This window comes from Nostoc sp., assembly GCF_054880495.1.
The window spans coordinates 1-19,578 of sequence record NZ_JBTYKD010000324.1 but is presented as its reverse complement, the minus strand read 5'-3'; the positions used below and the strand labels follow the sequence as shown (position 1 = coordinate 19,578).

Annotated in this window: 14 protein-coding genes; 6 read left to right on the top strand and 8 right to left on the bottom strand. The window is 39.8% G+C overall.

The window, feature by feature from the left end:
- Together ACYTXL_RS28375 and ACYTXL_RS28370 are read right to left on the bottom strand one after the other, a co-directional pair.
- A partial coding sequence (locus ACYTXL_RS28375; RefSeq protein WP_461927544.1) for a tetratricopeptide repeat protein occupies nt 1–2,859 on the bottom strand: 2,859 nt, incomplete at its 3' end.
- A gap of 211 nt (nt 2,860–3,070) precedes the next feature.
- Nucleotides 3,071–3,616 carry a COP23 domain-containing protein gene (locus ACYTXL_RS28370; RefSeq protein WP_461925634.1) on the bottom strand — a complete coding sequence of 182 codons (546 nt, stop codon included), beginning with the start codon at nt 3,614–3,616 and terminating at the stop codon, nt 3,071–3,073.
- 945 nt (nt 3,617–4,561) lie between these two features.
- Here ACYTXL_RS28370 and ACYTXL_RS28365 point away from each other — a divergent pair.
- From ACYTXL_RS28365 to cbiE, 3 genes are read left to right on the top strand one after another with little or no spacing between them, the layout of a single operon-like run.
- On the top strand, nt 4,562–5,896 hold the full coding sequence (locus tag ACYTXL_RS28365) for an AAA-like domain-containing protein (protein WP_461925633.1): 1,335 nt from the start codon (nt 4,562–4,564) through the stop codon (nt 5,894–5,896).
- Nucleotides 5,897–5,941: 45 nt separating this feature from the next.
- Nucleotides 5,942–9,379: a WD40 domain-containing protein gene (locus ACYTXL_RS28360; protein ID WP_461925632.1), complete on the top strand. Its 3,438-nt coding sequence runs from the start codon at nt 5,942–5,944 to the stop codon at nt 9,377–9,379.
- A gap of 53 nt (nt 9,380–9,432) precedes the next feature.
- The gene (gene cbiE / locus ACYTXL_RS28355) at nt 9,433–10,659 is read left to right on the top strand and encodes a precorrin-6y C5,15-methyltransferase (decarboxylating) subunit CbiE (RefSeq protein ID WP_461925631.1); all 1,227 of its coding nucleotides are present in this window, start codon (nt 9,433–9,435) and stop codon (nt 10,657–10,659) included.
- 561 nt (nt 10,660–11,220) lie between these two features.
- Here the strand turns inward: cbiE and ACYTXL_RS28350 are convergent.
- Nucleotides 11,221–12,579, bottom strand: coding sequence for an aromatic ring-hydroxylating dioxygenase subunit alpha (locus ACYTXL_RS28350; protein ID WP_461925630.1), 1,359 nt, complete (start codon nt 12,577–12,579; stop codon nt 11,221–11,223).
- 699 nt (nt 12,580–13,278) lie between these two features.
- Between ACYTXL_RS28350 and ACYTXL_RS28345 the strand changes: the two genes are divergently transcribed.
- Both ACYTXL_RS28345 and ACYTXL_RS28340 read left to right on the top strand, forming a co-directional pair.
- On the top strand, nt 13,279–14,286 hold the full coding sequence (locus tag ACYTXL_RS28345) for a zinc-binding dehydrogenase (RefSeq protein WP_461925629.1): 1,008 nt from the start codon (nt 13,279–13,281) through the stop codon (nt 14,284–14,286).
- 167 nt (nt 14,287–14,453) lie between these two features.
- Entirely contained in the window at nt 14,454–14,852 is a 399-nt protein-coding gene (locus ACYTXL_RS28340; protein WP_461925628.1) for a nuclear transport factor 2 family protein, read from the top strand.
- 50 nt (nt 14,853–14,902) lie between these two features.
- Here the strand turns inward: ACYTXL_RS28340 and ACYTXL_RS28335 are convergent, their stop codons facing one another.
- The 5 genes from ACYTXL_RS28335 to ACYTXL_RS28315 all read right to left on the bottom strand — a co-directional run bounded on the left by ACYTXL_RS28335 (nt 14,903) and on the right by ACYTXL_RS28315 (nt 19,111).
- Entirely contained in the window at nt 14,903–15,391 is a 489-nt protein-coding gene (locus ACYTXL_RS28335; protein WP_461925627.1) for a hypothetical protein, read from the bottom strand.
- 120 nt (nt 15,392–15,511) lie between these two features.
- Nucleotides 15,512–16,093 carry a hormogonium polysaccharide biosynthesis acetyltransferase HpsU gene (hpsU, locus tag ACYTXL_RS28330; RefSeq protein ID WP_461925626.1) on the bottom strand — a complete coding sequence of 194 codons (582 nt, stop codon included), beginning with the start codon at nt 16,091–16,093 and terminating at the stop codon, nt 15,512–15,514.
- A 56-nt stretch (nt 16,094–16,149) separates the two neighbouring features.
- On the bottom strand, nt 16,150–17,106 hold the full coding sequence (locus ACYTXL_RS28325) for a glycosyltransferase family 2 protein (RefSeq protein ID WP_461925625.1): 957 nt from the start codon (nt 17,104–17,106) through the stop codon (nt 16,150–16,152).
- Nucleotides 17,107–17,129: 23 nt separating this feature from the next.
- Nucleotides 17,130–18,062, bottom strand: a complete 933-nt coding sequence (locus tag ACYTXL_RS28320; protein WP_461925624.1) for a glycosyltransferase family 2 protein — start codon at nt 18,060–18,062, stop codon at nt 17,130–17,132.
- A gap of 221 nt (nt 18,063–18,283) precedes the next feature.
- Nucleotides 18,284–19,111 carry a hypothetical protein gene (locus ACYTXL_RS28315; RefSeq protein WP_461925623.1) on the bottom strand — a complete coding sequence of 276 codons (828 nt, stop codon included), beginning with the start codon at nt 19,109–19,111 and terminating at the stop codon, nt 18,284–18,286.
- A gap of 394 nt (nt 19,112–19,505) precedes the next feature.
- On the opposite strand from ACYTXL_RS28315, the gene ACYTXL_RS28310 reads away from it, so the two are divergent.
- Nucleotides 19,506–19,578: bifunctional adenosylcobinamide kinase/adenosylcobinamide-phosphate guanylyltransferase (locus tag ACYTXL_RS28310; protein WP_461925636.1), on the top strand; the 73-nt coding region annotated here is incomplete at its 3' end.

The following is a 19,578-nucleotide window of genomic DNA, read 5'->3' as shown; positions in this document are numbered from 1 at the left end:
AACATTTCCCCGATTTTTGTAACCTTGAGCATCCTGAGGATTAATCACAATGACTTTGGTGTAATCAGCAACAGCTAAATCCCATTTTTTCTGCTTAGTGTAAAGATCCCCCCGATTGTTGTAAGCTAGGGCCAACCGAGAATTAATCGCAATGGCTTTAGTATAATCAGCTAGTGCTAAATCCCATTTTTTCTGCTTAGTGTAAAGATCCCCCCGATTGTTGTAAGCTAGGTCTAACTGAGGATTAATCGCAATGGCTTTGGTGTAATCAGCCAGCGCTCCCTGATAATCTTTCAAATCAGAACGGACACCGCCCAGCACTAAGTAGGCTTGTGGATTATCAGGTTCGAGTTTAATTGCTTGATTAATATCAGCTAGTCCGCCTTGAGTATCTTTCAAGATATAGCGGCTAGCACCCCGCAAGACGTAAGCAAGAGCAAATTTAGGCTGGAGTTTAATCGCTTGATTTAAATCTGAAAGCGCTCCCTGATAATTTTTCATCTGATAGCGTACAGCAGCCCGCGCTGAGTAGACATCAATATTATCAGGCTGTAATTTAATTACTTGATTGTAATCAGCCAGCGCTCCCTGATAATCTTTAAGCTGATAGCGTAAACCACCCAGCATTAAGTAGACTTGTGGATTATCCGGTTCGAGTTTAATTGCTTGATTAATATCAGCTAGTCCGCCTTGAGCGTCTTTCAACATATAGCGGCTACTACCCCGCAAGACGTAAGCAAGAGCAAAGTCAGGCTGGAGTTTAATCCCTTGATTGAGATCAGATAGTGCCCCTTGATAATCTTGTGACTGAAGGTGTATAAGACTTCGCATGAAGTAGTTAAAATAAAACGGCTGAATCTGAATCGCCTTATCAATTGTTGCTAGCGCCTCTGGATAGCGTTGTAAGTTGAACAATATCAAACAACGAGATAAATAAAGGCTCCCATCGTCGTCATTAGATTCAATAGCTTTGTCAATGGCTGCTAAAGCCAAGGCATATTTTTTTAAGTCTGATAATAGACTACTTTTTTCCTTCCAAGCTTCATAATAATCAGGTTTTAGCATAGTTGCTTTATCAAGAGCAGCTAAAGCTTTTTCAGGATCTTTACTTTCAGTTTTACGTAGTGCTGCACCAAGAACCAAATAAGCTTGATAAAAATCTGGTTTACGTTTAACAGTTTCTTGTAAAACAGATATTGTTTCTGAAATTTTTTTAATGCGCCACATTTGATTTGCATATTGAAACAAATCATTTTCACTAGCATCTGCTGATGGTTTTTTGATCGCAAATAATGGATGATTCGCCAACAAAGCAATTTCTGAATCCTTGATGCTTGGTGGCTTAGTGCTAACCACTTTTAATGATTCCTTCTTCAGCCCTGCTTGTGTAGCTAAACTTAAAATGCTACTACTGGGTACTCCATATCCAAAACCTATTTCAGTTTGGCTGATTTTTCTATTTTCAATACCTGCATTAATCCCAATCACTTGTCCACTAACATCTAGCACTGGTCCACCACTCATTCCAGGTAGTGACAAATTGGAATATGCTAGTCTATAGCCTCCCTCTACGAATGCCTGAAACAAAGGATTACTTTCCGCATAAAAAACTAATCTTTCTCCGGCTGAAAGGTATCCAGGAGATAGTTTTCGCTTACCTTTATCCTCTCCTGGAAATCCAGATATAAATACCCATGTTTCTATATTGCCAAAATTAGAGCCGTTATATTTAGAAGATAGCTCTCCCAAGGAAAGATTATATTTAGAAATTGTGGCGACAGAGTAAGTTTGATTACTAGTAAATTTAACCAAAGCTGCATCTATTCCCTCTGGTTTAAATATATTCTCTTGCTGCACTGCGTAACGCTTACCATCAGGGGTAACAATTTCGTAATTGTCGGGATTCTTGACTACATGACGTGCAGTAGCTACATAGTAAGTTTGTCCTTGTTTTGCAATAATTACTCCTGAACCATTCCCGTTATTTTTGGAGTCAATCTGCACGGTAATCTCTTGGGCAATATTATCAACTTTATCAATAAATGTGTTACTTGCTGGTTTTGTCGCTTGTTCCTGATTGCGCCACTGTGGAGGAATAATTGCTAAGTTAGGTGCAACTTTTGCTAAAGTTTGAATGGGGACTGCAAAACTTAGTTGTCGCAATTGCTGAAGTTGTGCGGCACTGGGTTTTGTACCATCTTGATAGGCATAAGCATCAGTTAAAATGGCATTGTTTGTTAATCCATTTATCCCGATTAATTCACCAGATTGATTTAATAAAGCCCCTCCACTCATTCCTTGTCTAACTTCGTTGGTATAACCAATTTGATAACCCCCAACTAATGGTTGAGTAGATAATAGGGAGGTTTTGCCATTACTGATAACTAATTTTTTGCTATCATCAGGAAACCCAGCAGCAAATACTTCTTGATTTTCTGATACATTTGAGGTAGTAGCTAAAGGTACAATTTGATAGTTTTCTTGGGATTGAAACTGCAAGACGGCTAAATCATTACCTTTTAAAGAATCACCTTTACTAATAACTGTAGCTGTATATATTTTTTCATCAGGTGTTTGAATTCTAGAACTTCCCTTATTGCTGATAACATGGGCGTTGGTAAGGACGGTGTAAGTTTGCCCTTGTTTACTAATTAATACTCCACTTCCACCCTTGCTGTTACTCAATACTTTGACGGTTATGGCTTGGGCTAGTTGACGAATTCCTTCTGAGGATAGAGAGTTATTTGCCAATACAGAAGTAGGTTGATTAGCTACTTGCTGGGATGTCGCAGCGTCGGTGATTGTTAGTAGGAAGCAAGTGCTTAAGATGGCGAGAATCAACGAATTGAATTGGTTCATTTTTGTATTTAGATAAAATTCCGGCATTCCTGAATAGGAATATAAATTTTTCTTTGCCTCTCTGCGTGAGTTTTTCATACCTTCAATCAGCAACGCGAAATTTCAGTATTTTGTAGAAAATCGTGGTGAATTAAGGGTTGATTTTGAAACGCAGAGGAACGCAAAGGTCGGCGCAGAGGGTAGGCAGAGTTTTATTTAGCCAAAATTGATCTTATTCCTTCTCAACGGGGGCTGTTTGCAGAAACTTCTTGATGTCAATTTTGTAGTAGACTGGTTCTTGTTTAGAACTATGCTCTAGTGGTTTAGTACCACGTCCTCTAAGAATGTCTTTGAGGTCATCGAGAATCTGTAGAGGATCATCTTGAGGTCGTAGAGTTAGCAGTGTGGTATCACAAGCAGCGTCTTCTTTTTTGGCTGTGCAAATTACTGGTTGATTATTGACTGTACCATTGGCGATATAAGCCAGACTTTGATTGTTGTAAGCAGTCTGGAATCGAGAGGATACTAGTTCACACCGTTCTTCTGGGGTAACAGTCTTACTATTAAACCATGCATATTTCCAACGTATAATGGCAATTTTGCCCCGTTCTGTCCAAGCGTAAGTAGTGGGGAAGCGCAGATTAGTTGCTTGGTCGTAACCCGAAGCACAGATAAAACGAACCTCATCATCAGCTTTCGCTTGACTAGGTATAGAAGTGATACAACCAGCAGTCAAAGCACAGCCAGTCAGTAAAGAAACGATTGGTTTTAGTTGCATAATTTTTCTCCTGAAATCCTGAAAAACAAGGCTTTTGGAATAATTGCGAATTGGATATTTTCTCACAACCAGTACAATTAGTACAGATAAAAATCAAATTTGATTCTTAAGATTCATCTTAAAATCAAATTTACACACAACTGCATCTTTGATAAAAAATTCATCTATTTCAGTTGCACAGCTATTAATGTGAAGTTTTCTTCACCATTTTCAGTATCTATCTGAGACTTGCTAAACTAAATATGGAATTTTTGCATGACAACTACTTCTTTTATTGTTATCCCCATTTTTTTAGTTGGAGAAATATAACTCTGACTTTTCACGTTCTATGGAAAAGCCCACGAAAAAACTAACCTCCTAAACGCCTTCTCGCATCGGGAAGGGTAAAAATTTAAAGTCTCTCTCCTTTTAGGAGAGAGATTTAGAGAGAGGTTTTTCAGATACCGTGAAAAGTCAGAAATACAATTGCCACTAAAACAATCTAATCTTGGGAAGTGCCAGAAAGTCAAGTAACCAAAAAATTCCTGATTAATTTGAAGCATCACTTATTAGTGAAAACTATGTTTATCGAATTTATATATTCTTTGATTTGGGTGAAATGCGAAATAATGGTATCATTCGTAGCAAAAGTTGGGTGTCATGGTACTTATTTAAGCAAAAGTTGCTATCTATAACCCCGACTTCTTGAAGAAATTGGGGTTATGGATCTAGCTTAAGAGGATGTTTTAAAAGTAGTTAGCTGTGACTTTAATCGAATTATTACCCCCCTTAATCCCCCCTTATAAAGGTGGGAAACAAGAAAATCCGGTTCCCTCCCCTTTATAAGGGGAGGGTTAGGGTGGGGTAAAGAAATATTTGATACATCAATCATGACTTTTAAAACATCCTCTAAGTAAGTGCCATTTCACACTAATTATGATTTACTACTGTAGTTAAAATAGACGAATGATAACGATAAAAATGCTGATCAATCAAGAAAAGTTTGAAAATATATATCAGAATGAATTAACGCCGAAACAAAAGAAAGTATTGCCTTTATTTTTAGCTGGACAAACGGATGAACACATAGCCAGAGAACTTGGCGCTACGCATCGTTCTACAGCTAGTCATCAACTCAGAAATATATCTACTAAATTTGGTTTTCCTCCTGAAACTGAACCAGATTATCGTTGTAATCTGATTGAAATGTTTGCCAAATATAAGCCAGAGTTAGTTAGTGTTAAAGCTTTAGAAAAATGTGGGCTTATCATCCAGAATATTCGCTTCCCAGAAGGTCTGGAACCACTAAATTCTGCTTTTTATCAAGAACGTTCTCCTACTGAATCTTGTTGTTATACTGCTATTAAAGAACCTGGCGCACTAATTCGGATTAAAGCACCTAAGCAGATGGGTAAAACTTCGCTGCTGAAGAGAATTATGGCTGAAGCCAAAAAAAGTAGTTATAGTACGGTTTATTTGAATTTTAGTTTAATAGAAAAAAATAAATTTACTAACGCTAATGATTTTCTCCGCAGTTTTTATGCTTATGTGATTAATCAATTACCTTCAGCACCTCCGTTAACAGTCTGGGATACAGACACTCCCAGTATGGTGAACTGCACTTTAACATTTTACAGATTGCTAAAACAATTAGATGGGGTTTTAGTTTTAGCTTTAGATGAAGTAGATAAATTATTTGAATTTCCAGAAATTTATGAAAACTTTTTTCCGATGTTACGTAATTGGAATGAAAATGCTAATGAGTCAGAAACATGGGAGAAATTGCGAATACTAGTAGCACATTCTACAGAAGATTATGGTCGCTTAGATATTAATCAATCTCCTTTTAATATCGGTTTACCAGTTAAATTGGAAGAATTTACTGAAGAACAAGTGAAGAGTTTAGCTATCCGACATGGATTAGATAGTAAAAATATTCTTCCGATTATGTCTTTAGTGGGGGGACATCCTTATTTGGTGCGGTTAGCACTTTATTATTTGGTATGTCAGGATGCAACTATTGGAGAATTGCTGCAAGAGGCTACTACAGATAAAGGGATTTATACTGAACACTTACGCCGACATTTAGAGACTCTCCAAGAAAATCAAGAATTAGCAAGAGTATTTAAAGAAATAGTGACTAATATTCAAGGAATTAAAGTAGAGCGAAAAAATCGGCAAATTTATCAATTAGATAGTATGGGAATGATTAAATTTAGCAATAATTTTGTAATGCCACGCTGTAGATTGTATCATGAATATTTTGGCGTAGGCGTAGCCCGCCGCAGGCATCGCTTGTAATTAAATCTAAACGAACTGCCAATACGACAAGGGCGCAGAGGGAAAATGGGATTTAGTAACTATTATAAAGTCGGTGGTAGTTTAAATGCTAATCATCGCACCTATGTAGTCAGAAAAGCAGATGCACAAATCTTTGAACTGCTGAAAGCTGGGGAGTATTGTTTTGTGTTTAACTCACGTCAGATGGGTAAATCTAGTTTGCGAGTTCAAACAATCAAAAAACTTAGAGCAGTAGGAATCAAATGTGCTTCTATTGATTTAACTATTCTTGGTAGTCACACCAGCCCAGAAAAATGGTACAAAGGTTTTGCTAATCAGTTGTTATCTAGTTTTGAAATAGATGATATAGATTTTAATAGCTGGTGGTTACAGCATGACTCTTGGACGGAGGTACAGAGATTAAACTTACTTTTAGAGTCATTATTACTGAATAAATTTACCTCTAATATTATCATTTTTATCGATGAAATTGATAGTTTAATCAAAAGTAAATTTAAAGATGATTTTTTTGCTTTAATTCGCGCTTGTTATAATCTCCGGGCTGAATCTCCAAAATATGAACGTCTAACTTTTTGTTTGCTTGGGGTAGCGACACCAGGAGATTTAATTCAAGAAAGAGAACGCACGCCGTTTAATATTGGTAGTTCAATAGAATTAACTGGGTTTAGCTTTGCAGAAGCAAAAGATGCTTTAATTCCAGGGTTAGAAAGTAGGGTAGAACATCCAGAAGCAGTGTTACAAGATGTGTTAGATTGGACTGCTGGACAACCTTTTCTTACTCAGAAGTTATGCAGTTTAATTGTACAAGAAACAGAAAATAGCTATGGTAGTGTTAATGAATTAGTTGATAATTATATCATCAAAAATTGGGAATCACAAGATGAACCAGAGCATTTACGAACAATCCGCGATCGCATTCTCCGAAATGAGCAAAAAGCTGCCAGATTACTAGGATTATATCACCAAGTTTTACACTCAAGCAAGGGAGTTTTGATAGATGGCAGTCAAGAGCAAACAGAATTAAGACTCTCAGGTTTAGTAGTTAAAAAAGACGGTTATTTAAAAGTATATAATTCTATCTATCAAGCCGTTTTTAATCGAAGTTGGCTCAAACAAGAATTAGACAAACTCCGTCCCTATAGTGCAGCAATTAATAACTGGTTAAATTCCCAACATGAACCATCCGGGCTATTGCAAGGTAAAGCCTTAGATGAAGCGCTAGCCTGGGCGGTTGGTAAAAGTTTAAGTAATTTAGATTATGAGTTTTTACAAGAAAGTCAGAAAGTTGCTACAGAATTACAAATTGAGGTAAATCAGAAATTAGCAGAAGCTACTCAAAAATTAATTAAAGCTAATCTAACCGTTAAGCGAAAGTTAGCTGATGCAAATAAAAAAGCAAAATACATAGTTTGGATTGGAGGAACTATCGCAATTATCCTCATATTAATAAGTGTGATTGTGGGACAAAATCAATTGCAAACAGCCAAAGAAGCTACAAGAGTTACACAAGTTGGCTATAACGCTGCACAGCAATTTCAATCTAAACAACTTGAAGCTTTACTTTTAGCTATGAAGGCTGGAGAAGATTTAAAACATCTGGTAAAAAATCAGTCTTCTTTGGGAGAATATCAAACAATTAGTCCCTTGTCGGCTTTACTAAATATTCTCGTGAACATTCATGAATATAATCAATTTGATAGTGGACAAACAACAGTCAATAATCTAGCTTTTAGTCCTGATGGCAAAATCATTACTTCTGGTGGTAATGATGGTAGTGTTAAATTGTGGAATCAGAATGGAACTGCGATCGCTACTCTTTCTGGTCATAAAAATCAGCTAAAAAGTATTAGTTTTAGTCCTAATGGCAAAATTATTGCTTCGGCTAGCCAAGACGGAACTATTGAACTTTGGCGGCAAAATGGTACTTTCATTAAAACCCTGTTTGGACATCAAAGTTTGGTAGTTAGTGCTACTTTTATTTCTGATAAAACTATCGTCTCTATCAGCAAAGATGGCACTGTAAAATTCTGGCAGATAGATGGTAGTTTTATTAAAACTATCTCACTCAAAAGTAATGAAATCACCAGCGCTACTATCAGCCATAATGGTGAAATTCTTGCTGTTGGGAATGAAAAAGGAAAGATTGAACTATGGAAAAGCGATGGTACTTTCATCGCAACTATTGATGGGCATAATGGTTGGGTGACAAGCATTATTTTTAGTCCTGATGGAGAAAAAATTGCTTCTGGTAGTGATGATAAAACTATTAAACTTTGGAAACTTGATGGTACTTTAATTAGAACTTTCGAGGGGCATACAGGTAGGATAAATACTCTCAGTTTCAGCCGTAATGGTAAAATAATCGCTTCTGGTAGTAGTGACCAAACTGTAAAAATCTGGCAACTAGATGGTACTCTAATTAATAACCTAGTTGGACATGGCGATTCAGTCGCTAATGTGAGTTTTAGCCCTGATGACAAAATCATTGCTTCTGGTAGTAACGACGGAATTGTGAAACTATGGAAGTTGAACGCAGATATGATGACTACATTAACTGGGCATAAACGCGGGATAACCAGCCTCAATTTTAGCCCTGATAATAAAATAATTGCTTCTGGCGGTGACGATGGTATTGTGAAACTATGGCAGCGAAATGGAACTTTCATTGCTAACCTCCCAGGAGATCAAGGTTGGGTAAATAGTATCAGTTTTAGCCCCGATAGTAGAACTATTGCCGTTGTAACTGATGAAGTAATTGCTAAAATTTGGCAGCAGAATGGTACTCTAATTCATCTTCTGACTGAGTACAAAGGGGTAGCAAGTCTTAGTTACAGTCCTAATCAAGAAATGATTGCTTTTGGTACTGACAAAGGATCTATTAAACTTTTGAAGTCGGACGGAACTTTAATTAAAACCTTCGGTGAACATAAAAATTGGGTAACAAGTGTCAGTTTTAGCCACGATGGTAGAATTATTGCTTCTGGTGGCGATGGCGAGGATAAAACTATCAAACTTTGGCACTTAGATGGAACTTTAATTACTACTCTAACTGGACATAGAAAGGGTATTAATAGTATCATTTTTAGTCCTGACGACAAAATTATAGCTTCAGGAAGTACAGATCAAACTATCAAACTTTGGAAAAAAGATGGGACTTTAATTACTACCCTGACTGGACATAATGATTCAGTAAATAGTGTCAGTTTCAGTCCCGATGGAGAAATTATAGCTTCTGGAAGCACAGATAAAACTATCAAACTTTGGAAAAAAGATGGAGTTCCCATTACTACATTGATTGGACATAAAGGTTCAGTAACCAGTATCGGTTTTAGCCCCGATGGAAAAACTCTTGCCTCTGCTAGTAAGGATGGTAAGGTAATTTTATGGAGTTTGCAGTTAGATGATTTACTAGCACAGGGATGTCAATGGCTCCAAGACTATTTTGTAACTCATCCTGAAGCTCGAAATAGTTTGTGCCCATAATTAACGGAATCGTCAAGTTTGAATTATGAAATAATAATTAATCATAAATTAGCATGACAGAGAAATGGCTTTCTATTGTCGGCATTGGGGAAGATGGATTGCAGGGATTAAGCGCGATCGCTCGTTCTCTAGTCGATCAAGCTAAAGTAATTGTAGGAGGCGATCGCCATTTAGCAATGCTCCCTACAGATGACCAACGTGAGAAACTAGTCTGGGCATCTCCGATTAGTGTTTCAGTTGAGGAAATCATCCAGCGTCGGGATCAGTCGATTTGCGTACTCGCAAGCGGCGATCCGATGTGTTACGGCATTGGTGTTACCTTGATGCAGCGAATTCCAGTCTGCGAAATGACGATTATCCCTGCACCTTCAGCCTTCAGCCTCGCCTGTGCCAGGGTGGGATGGTCTTTAACTGAGGTGGAAACGTTGAGTTTAAATGGTCGTCCATCCTCCCTACTCCACTCTTACATCTATCCAAAAGCGCAGCTGTTGATTTTGAGCCAGGGGAAGGACACACCCGCCATTGTTGCCGAAATTTTGACAAATCGCGGCTATGGTGGCAGTAAAATCACCGTCTTAGAGCGTATGGGCGGCACTCAGGAAAGAATTGTGTCAGGTACGGCTGCATCCTGGAGTGAAACTGAAGTTGCTGCTTTGAATGCGATCGCAGTTTATTGTATTCCTGATGCTGGGGTTGTCCCTTTACCAAAGTTACCAGGATTACCAGATAACGCCTACCACCATGATGGACAGTTAACGAAGCGTGAAGTTAGGGCAATCACCTTGGCAGCTTTGGCACCCACACCGGGAGAATTATTGTGGGATGTTGGCGCGGGTTGCGGCTCAATTTCTATTGAATGGATGCGGAGTCATGCTCGTTGTCGGGCGATCGCGATCGAACAAAATTCTTCTAGACTACTATATATTGCTGATAATGCCGCCACTCTCGGTACTCCAAATCTGCAAATCATTGAAGGTAAAGCGCCCCACGCTCTGAAAGACTTGCCAGCACCAGATGCGATTTTTATTGGTGGTGGGGTGACAGCAACGGGACTTTTTGATGTCTGCTGGGAAGCATTGCGATCGGGTGGGCGTTTGGTGGCAAATGTGGTGACGGTAGAGGGTGAGCAAACCTTATTTCAATGGCATGAACGAGTCGGTGGTGATTTAACTCGTATTGCCATCCAACGGGCGGAACCTATTGGTAAATTTTTGGGCTGGCGAGCAATGACGCCTGTGACGCAATGGGTAGTTGTGAAGTCTGAAAAATTTAAAGAGTAGTAGGACTTACGCAAAATTCTCTCAAAAACCTGATTTGTCGTAGTGGTAATTCATGAATTACCGCTACTTCGGAACTTTTTTACGTAAGTTCTGAGTAGTAAAGACTATAGCGCTTCTGGGTTGAGTGCAATAGACCTCTTGCAACCCACCCCACCCCCAGCCCCTCCCCGCAGGCTCTTAGGGGAGACAAAGCGTAGCTTTGGCGGGGTAGGGTTCTTATTTTTGATTTACAGCTATTTTCAGGTAAATAGACCACGCGGTAGGGGCACAGCAATGCTCATTGGTGTCAACTTAAGGTAGAAGTTAGAGAAGTTAGGCAAGGCATGCTTTCGAGGTTTCACCCTCACAAGAACAGCCCCTCTCCCAATTTTGGGAGAGGGGAGCAAATTCTCTAGTTCCCCGAATCCCAACTTGGGATTCGGGGTTAGGGGATGAGGGCAAAACGCCTTCTCAAAGCAGATTTTTTCTGAAGTTGACACGCATGAGCTTTTTCTGTGCCCCTACGACAGATGTGGTTCAAATATATGAAAACTGCTGTATGCAAGAGGTCTAATGAGCAAATTATTGCCGCGTATAAATATGTTCAAACTTGGTTTTGAGTTTCTCAGTCATCACTGCCAAAGCTACTGCTAATAGAGAAGCAAAAACTGTACCGATCTGACTTGACCCATCTGTAACTATAGCTAAAAGTGCCATTGCGATCGCCACACCAACTAACCCCTGTTTCAGATTATTTATAACTTGATAGGCTCGATTACAAGAACTACAGATCAGTGTGTGTCCCGTAAGTCGGTCTAGCGTCATTGGCTTTTGGTTATACTCGCCATGATTTTCAGCCTGCTTTGATGTAGAATAGCCACGATAAAACGGCAAAGATGCCCCAAATTTATCCAGCCACTTACGGTACTCCAACACAAATGTGTCACTAGTCTTGAGCGGCAAATATACTTCTTTGAGATTTTGTGCTAATCGCTCAATTTCTGTCTGTAGTCCAACAAGAAATACCGAATCTTCATCTAATATTTTATTTTGATGTAAATGTTTGAACCAGCGAGGGTTAAGTTTTTCAGACCATGTTAAAGATCGCCAATATTTTCTGATCAGAACGCGGCACTTTCCCCTGCCTAGAGGAATTGCATATACAGCATTTCCAGAATAAAAACTATTTGCTTGGCTGCCAAATGCATATATCACTAAATTAGGGGCGACGAAATCTATATTAGACCAGTTTGCATTCGGTGTCCGCGTTCTGCGATATCTGCCTCGAATTCCTTTTGCGGAACTCTCGATTATTTCCATTTCTAGCGGTTGGGCGTTTTCTCGTTTAGCATTAATTTCAGTGCGATCGTGGCTGATCGAAACGTGAGCTGGATCTACGGCATTTTCAATAAAATAGCTTTGGTCATAAGGAATATCTGCTACATAATCTAGGCAGATACATTCCGGCTTGTCCAATTCCGCTATGGTTGGGATCAATTCTTCATCAGCAGCTTTCAGTTCGCCAAACCAGACCCAGACTATACCTTGGCGTTCTACAACTTTAAAAGATGGCAAGCAAGCATTGCTAGGAATTTTGGCATCTGTTGGTAACTGGGGAATGTGCAGACATTTGCCATCAGTAGCAAACTGCCAGCCGTGGTATAGGCACTCAATTCTCCCATCGATAATTTGCCCATCCGAGAGTTTAGCAGCGCGGTGGGGACAACGATCTGTTAAACACCCCAATTTGCCATCTTGATTTATGAATAATACAAAAGGTTCATTATAGAGGGAAAAGCTGTGAGGGCGGTCTTTCGCTAAATCTTGCCGGAAGGTTATAGGATACCAGCAGTTTTTCCAGTTAAACTCTTGGCTAATTTCTGGTATCGGGAAAGTGACAAAAGGTTGTTCTATCTCTGGTTTATCAGGAGTAATTGTCATATATTTTCGTTCTTTTTATGGTTTTTAAAATACTATAACAACTGCTTTTTTAGCTGGGTGGCTTATCTATAACTCAATACGCTTCAGGTTCAGTTAAGGAAAGTTATCTATTGAGGCAGGTAGGGGGAGAGAAAAAGGCTTATCTCAAGCATATTCACCTCTAACTCTGATTAAATAGGCAGGTATAAATAAATGAAAGTTTATAGTCAGTGCTATAGTTCTTATGCTGAACGCTCTGAAGTGTTCATAAACAATCGAGTGTACTTTATACTTAATAATTGCACTCACCTAGTTAACATTGTTTAGTGAATGTAAAAAGTACTGAATTTAGATATAAAAATTAATATAACTTAATCATAAAATATATTATATTACCATGGCTTGACATCTAATAGGATGTTTCAAAAGTCACAATTCCTACTAGCCCTGGCGACTGGAAGTCGCGGCTACACAGACAAAACCCACCTGCGTGGGTTAAAAACCTTGATTTTGTATTAGTCCACGGAGGTGGACTTTGCTTGTGTAGTAGCGAATTCTATTCGCCCAATACTTTTCAAACATCATCTAAGATTACAATATCTTACAACCGGAAATATTAATTTCTAACCCACCTTCGGCACCTGGTAATATCAAAAAAGCTAAAAGCTATACTTAAAAAAATAATTTATTTGAGTAGTCAGGGAAACCTAAGATTTGGAAATGAAAGCAACAACCTACAGAAAATTAATAGCAAAGCAACTGAATCCAGATTTTAAATCTGCCGTTGAAGTTGTCGAGATTCCTATTTCACAACCTACTGATAGTCAACTTTTAATTCAAAACAAATTTGCTGGCGTTAATGGTGGCTTTGACACCTTACTTTGTCGTGGTAATGTTCCATATATTAACTCAATTCCTCCCTTTGATCTAGGTGTGGAAGCTGTGGGAAAAGTTGTCGCTATCGCTGAAAATGTTAAAGATTTTCAAATAGATGATGCTGTCATAACTACATTGCGTGGTGGCGGTTATCGAGAATATCAGGTTATCGATGCAAACTTAGCCGTGAAGGTGCAGGAAGCAACGCCAGAATTGCTAACACTAATACCTACAGCTATATCAGCTTTGGTGGCATTGGAACAAGTGGGAGAGATGCGAAGTAATGAAGTGGTTTTAGTGACAGCAGCAGCAGGGGGAACTGGTCATATTGCGGTGCAATTGGCAAAGTTAGCTGGTAATCATGTCATTGGTACTTGTAGTTCTGAGGCGAAGGCAAAGTTACTGAGAGAATTAGGGTGCGATCGCATTATCAACTATCGCACAGAAAATCTCAATCAAATCCTCAAGCAAGAATATCCCAATGGGATTAATCTCGTTTTTGAGTGTGTAGGTAAAGCCGTATTCGATACTTGCGTTGAAAACTTAGCAGTGCGGGGACGCTTAGTAGTCGTTGGTTTTATCTCCGAATACGCAAATAATGTCGAGCAAATTACCCAATCACGCATCTATCAGCAGCTATTTTGGAAATCTGCTTCTGTGAGAGGCTTTCTCATGCCTCATTATAAAGAATATATACCAGAGGCACGCGATCGCCTTTTAAACCTGTTCTACACAGACAAACTTAAAGTTGCCGTTGACTCAACACAGTTTCAAGGCATAGAATCAATACCTGATGCTGTAGAATATCTTCTCAGTGGTCAGAATTGTGGGAAAGTGGTGGTGAGGTTTTAAGTAACACGGTATTAGTTTGTACAGGAGTTGTATTTGATTTTTGAAAAAAATCAGTACACCCCGAAAAGGCTTCTTCCCATTCGCCTACGCTCACGGCAAGCCTACTCCCTGTCTACGCAAATAATTTCAAAAATCAAAGCAGACTGCTATATCCGGTTGAGGTGAGAATGACACAAGATTCAGAAAATACTTTAAAAGTTGCTCAACAAGCATTTGATCATTTTACGCATGGTCTAGCAACAGGAAATTGGGAACCATTCTTAGATATGCTTACAGAAGATTTTACCCTTTGGTTTCCAATGGGAAAATTCCACGGTTTAAATGTGGGAAAAGAGCGAACTAGAGAATTTTTCGACTACGTTTTTGAATCCTTTAATCCGGGTTTGAACCTGACTGGTTTAGACCGTGTTACCAGTAATGAAACAACGGCTGTTTTTGAGTTTCGAGATGAGGGAGTTTTGTTAGGACAGCTTTACAAAAATCGGGTAGCAGTTTCTTTTGATGTGCGTGGAGACAAAATTTGTGGCTATAGGGAATATTTTGGCAGCGACGGTAAATCGTATTAAATAATTTGTAATTACGAATTACAAATTACGAATTATTTAATACTGTTTTGTTAGTTTCTCTCAGGGTTGAGTTCGTTGATTTCTCTGCACTTAGCCTCTGCGGCTTGATATGCTGTTAAATAGTCTTGACCACCTAACATGACATCACCGTAATATTCATAAGGTGGATCATCATAAATTGGTAATGGGTCATCTTCTGGATAATCTTCTTTCGATTCTTCAATGATGGCTTTCAGTTTTTTAACGGTCAGCCTTTGTGCTGCAAAATACCAGAGTTCTTGGGGATTTTTGTTCAGGTGCGGTAATGTGGGATCGATAATGCGTACAATAGAGCCATTGTCTGAGGTATCGTCTAGCTCGATCCAACTGTGTTCAACCGGTCTGTATGGCTTTCCAGGAAAAGCTAAAAATCCCTGAATATATCTTGCTCCCTCAGTTGACAATGCTGCTTTGTAAGCATTATCAAACGGAGTGCTAGCTCTGCTGTTTATGCTTTCAGCAATTTTGATTGACAGCGTTTCATCCAATAGTTTGTTCATCAATAGCAAGGATTAGAGCAGCCATGAAAACATATTACCATTGCTACTCACCGTCTTGGTTATAAGATTGTGGCGATCGCACTTTTATTCCCGCTTACCTACTTATGTTTATTTATAAAATTATGGGTTTATGGGGGGATCAAGTTTTATCCGAACTGTCTTGGGACGACAGGGGCTTCCCCAACAAACTTTCCCAGAGGGCATATTAGTAAAAACACTACTACGAGCGCCAATCACAGCATTAGCCCCGATTTGCACTCCCGGCCCAATAAAACAATCTGCCGCTACCCATGCACCATTGTCAATGGTGATACTCGCTGTTTTCAACCCAAAGGCCGGGTCTTGGAGATCATGACTACCAGTACATAAGTAACTTTTTTGGGAAATTACGCAGTGTTCACCGATGGTGATCTGATCGAGGCTGTATAAAACTACGTTATCTCCAATCCAACTGTAGTTCCCAATGGTGACTTTCCAAGGGTAGGTGAAGCGGGCGGTGGGTCGAATTAATACGCCTTTGCCGATACGAGCGCCAAATAATCGTAGCAAAGCACAACGCAGAATATTTAACGGTTGAGGAGTGAGAGGAAAGGCGATCGCTTGTACAAACCACCATAATAAAATATACCAACTTGCACGCCCCCGGTCAAACCAAGATTGGTCATATTTACGTAAATCTACGAAAGGTTGGTCATTTGTCATTTGTCATTTGTCATTTGTCATTTGTAGAAACGCGATTAATCGCGTCTGTATAGGATTTAGGAGTCAATAGTCAATAGCTTTTCCTCTGTTCCTCTGCTCCCCTCCTCCTCATCTCCTTCTTTCGGTGTAGTTGCAGTATTTAAGTGACCACCACAGTTGCGTAATTCGTAAAGTTTAACGCCAATTTGATATTCATATTGACTCAGCAAGCATGCATAAATATATCCTGCTTTGCCATCCAAAAAACCGCGTTGAATAATATAAAACAAAACAAACCGTAAAATGGGTTTAAATGGCAGGCGTACCCACACTTTTTTCAAAAAGCGCTTGCGTTGCACGGCATCACCAAATAGATTGGCACTGATGGTACCGCTATCATCTTTACCTGCGAGAATATTAAAATAAACACTAGCTTCCCAGTTGGAATAGCGGTTGTGTCGTTCTAACCAGTGATAAAGGTCGCGGAAGTCTTCGTGGAGCATATCATTTTTGAGATACCCAACTTTCCCCTGCAAAATCACATGTTCGTGAACTTCGTTATCACCAGTATTGAGAATATCTTCTGTATGTAAATTTTCGTAGCGACCATTTTTATGTTGAAATAAACGTAAATTCCAATCGGGATATTTCCCACCATAGCGAATCCATTTTCCTAAGAAAAATACGCGGCGGTTGAGATAATAACCTGTATATTCCTTGTTTTGAATTACCTGGTCAATTTCTTCCCAAAGTTCGGGGGGTATGCGCTCATCGCAATCTACAATTAGCACCCATTCGTTGCGAAAAGCTAGATTATCTAAAGACCAATTTTTCTTTTTGGGCCAGCGTCCATTGAAGTTGAATTGCACGACATTTACACCGTGACTTTTAGCAATTTCAATGCTGTTATCGGTACTTTGAGAATCTACTACAAATATTTCATCTGCTCTGGTGAGGCTAGCTAGGCAGGCAGGCAAGTTTAGTTGTTCGTTTTTTGCCGGAATTAGTACTGAAACTGGTATTTTAGATGACATATGAGTATAAATTATGTTATTGGTTATTTCTTATTTGATGTGGATAAAAGACCTTGAATAGCAGCATTTAAATAACCAATCTGACCGTAAGCATAAACAAGTTTGTCAAACCGTTCTGCTGGATCAGAAAAATATTGCAATGCCTTATACAAGCCGCGCACAAACCGTTCGCTACCTCGCTGCAATTGAGCGATACCGGCTTTACCACTGAGTTGTTCTCGATAGCACTCACTGATACCCTGCCACCAGCCTCGATTTAAAAACCAGGAGCGTTGAAGGCGCTCTGGAGCAATATTGTGAGCAACTAGTGCTTCGGGAAGATAAGCGACTTGCCAACCACGCTCTAGGGCAAATTCGGTCATTTGCAGTTCTTCATTTGATAATAGATTTTTCCCCACTCGACCGAGATGAGGATCAAAACCGCCAATTTCTTCTAGGAAACTGCGGCGGATGGAGTAATTTAAGCCTCTGGGGGTTGAGCCAGGTTGCTCAATGTAGATGGTAGTGTCACCCAAGTCGTATGCACCCAGATTTGCAGCTAGGCCCGGAGATAGCCACCGTGGTTGTTGGATTCCTGAGGGCCAGATGAGAGTGACTTTGCCACCTGCGATCGCTAGCTTAGAATTATTGTAGGCAAAATATAAAACTTCTAGCCAGCGATCGCAGGCTACGGCATCGTCATCCAAATAAGCAAGGATATCACTACTAGCTACTTTTGCACCCGTGTTACGGGCGACAGATAAACCAATAGTGGGTTCAAAGACATACTTCAGGCGCGGATTATTGTGGGTTCTTAGTTCTACAACCTCACGAGTGCGATCGCTAGACCCATTATCAACTACCACAACTTCAAAGTCAGCAGCAAAATTCTGCGCTAAAAGACTATCAATTGCAGCCCCTAAATAGGTATCTCGATTGTGGGTACAGATAATGGCAGAGATTTGGGTGTCTGGCATAGATTTAATTTTGGACTTTAGATTTGGGACTTTCCTGCAGAACGCTACGCGTAGCTTGCTTCTCCGTTCGCGGAGCGTCTCCTAGAGAAGGAGTACGGCTACGCTCAGTCGAACGATTTGAGATTAAAATCTTAAATCCAACGCACAGCTGCTGAGAGTTAATCTAAACTAAAAGTTACTGACCCACCAACCGAGTTTTTTCGGAGATGTCTTTTAAAACTTCACGTTTGTTGAATATGTCCGTGTAAAACGACGAGAGTTTGGGCTAGTTGACTCAGACGGGTTTCCAAAGATTGTTTGCGCCCCAACAGTTGACGTAACTTTTGGTAACGAGCGATCGCCATACTAACATTGGGAACCTGATCTGATGGACATGGGCGCGACCAGACTTTACCAGCATCGTCTACACCACAGAGGCGATAGCCAGTAACAGATGATTCATAAGATACTTTTCCACCAGTCGCGCAAATTTCTTCTACGTAGTTCATCAGGCGGTCAACTTCTGCATGGCGCAGTGTTGCGGTTCCTCCCGCTTCTGATTCCTGGGAATTGGATTCTAACCAACCATTAACAATTGGTCCTTCTAAATAAATATCCTGAATTTGCTTCAAAATATTTTGTAATTCTGTTTGCCATCCGGCGACAGTTTCCTGAATTTCTTGCAATAGATTCATCGCCAATGCTGGATTGGCACCGTGGCGATGGCTACTAAAACTCGGAGTTTTCAACTTGGGTAGGCTGGGTATTTTGCTACCATTGTCTTCTGCTTGAAAGGTCTGCACAGAGTCATGGTGAGGAAAGAAATTTTGTTCAGGAGGATAATCACTCTCAGTATTTACGCCCAAGTTAACTGTTTGTCCTTGTGTATTCAGTTCCCCATCCTGGGAAGATGCAGTTTGTGTACTTTCCGTGGGTTCGTTAGCTCCGACGCTGATTCTAAAAGAGAAAGGCCGTTTTGTGGTCGAATCACCTGTTTCGGCGGCAGAGGCAGTGCCGCGATTCCCTAAATCGTGTAGAGTTGCTTCTATGCGTTTTAAAGCTGCGTTCATAAAGACATCCTAAAGTTTGCTGTCCCCAGTAGTATTAAATAATTAAGAATGGGGTTGTTGGGGCATCAATGATGCTGGTGCTAATTTTATACCTTAAAAGTTATTTAAAACCAAAAATCTCACCGATGAAGTAAAAAAGTGCGGTGAGAAATTGCAACCTTAGGGATATTGTTATACCAATTCTGTATGAAGATGCGCTAAACCATATTTAAGTACAAGAAAGAAAAACGAACCGCATTCGCGCAGCGTCTCGTAGAGAAGGACGCAAAGGAGAGGCAGGGCGTTGCGGGGGTTCCCCCCGTTATAGCAACTGCCGTCACAAAGAAAGAAAGAAGTTAAAAGGGTTTGGCGCAGCCTCACAAAGAAACGGTATTAAAATAGTCAGAAAAGAACTTTGGGTAAAATCATCTTAGTAACAGGACCAGCACGATCTGGTAAAAGTGAATGGGCGGAAACTCTGGCTATGC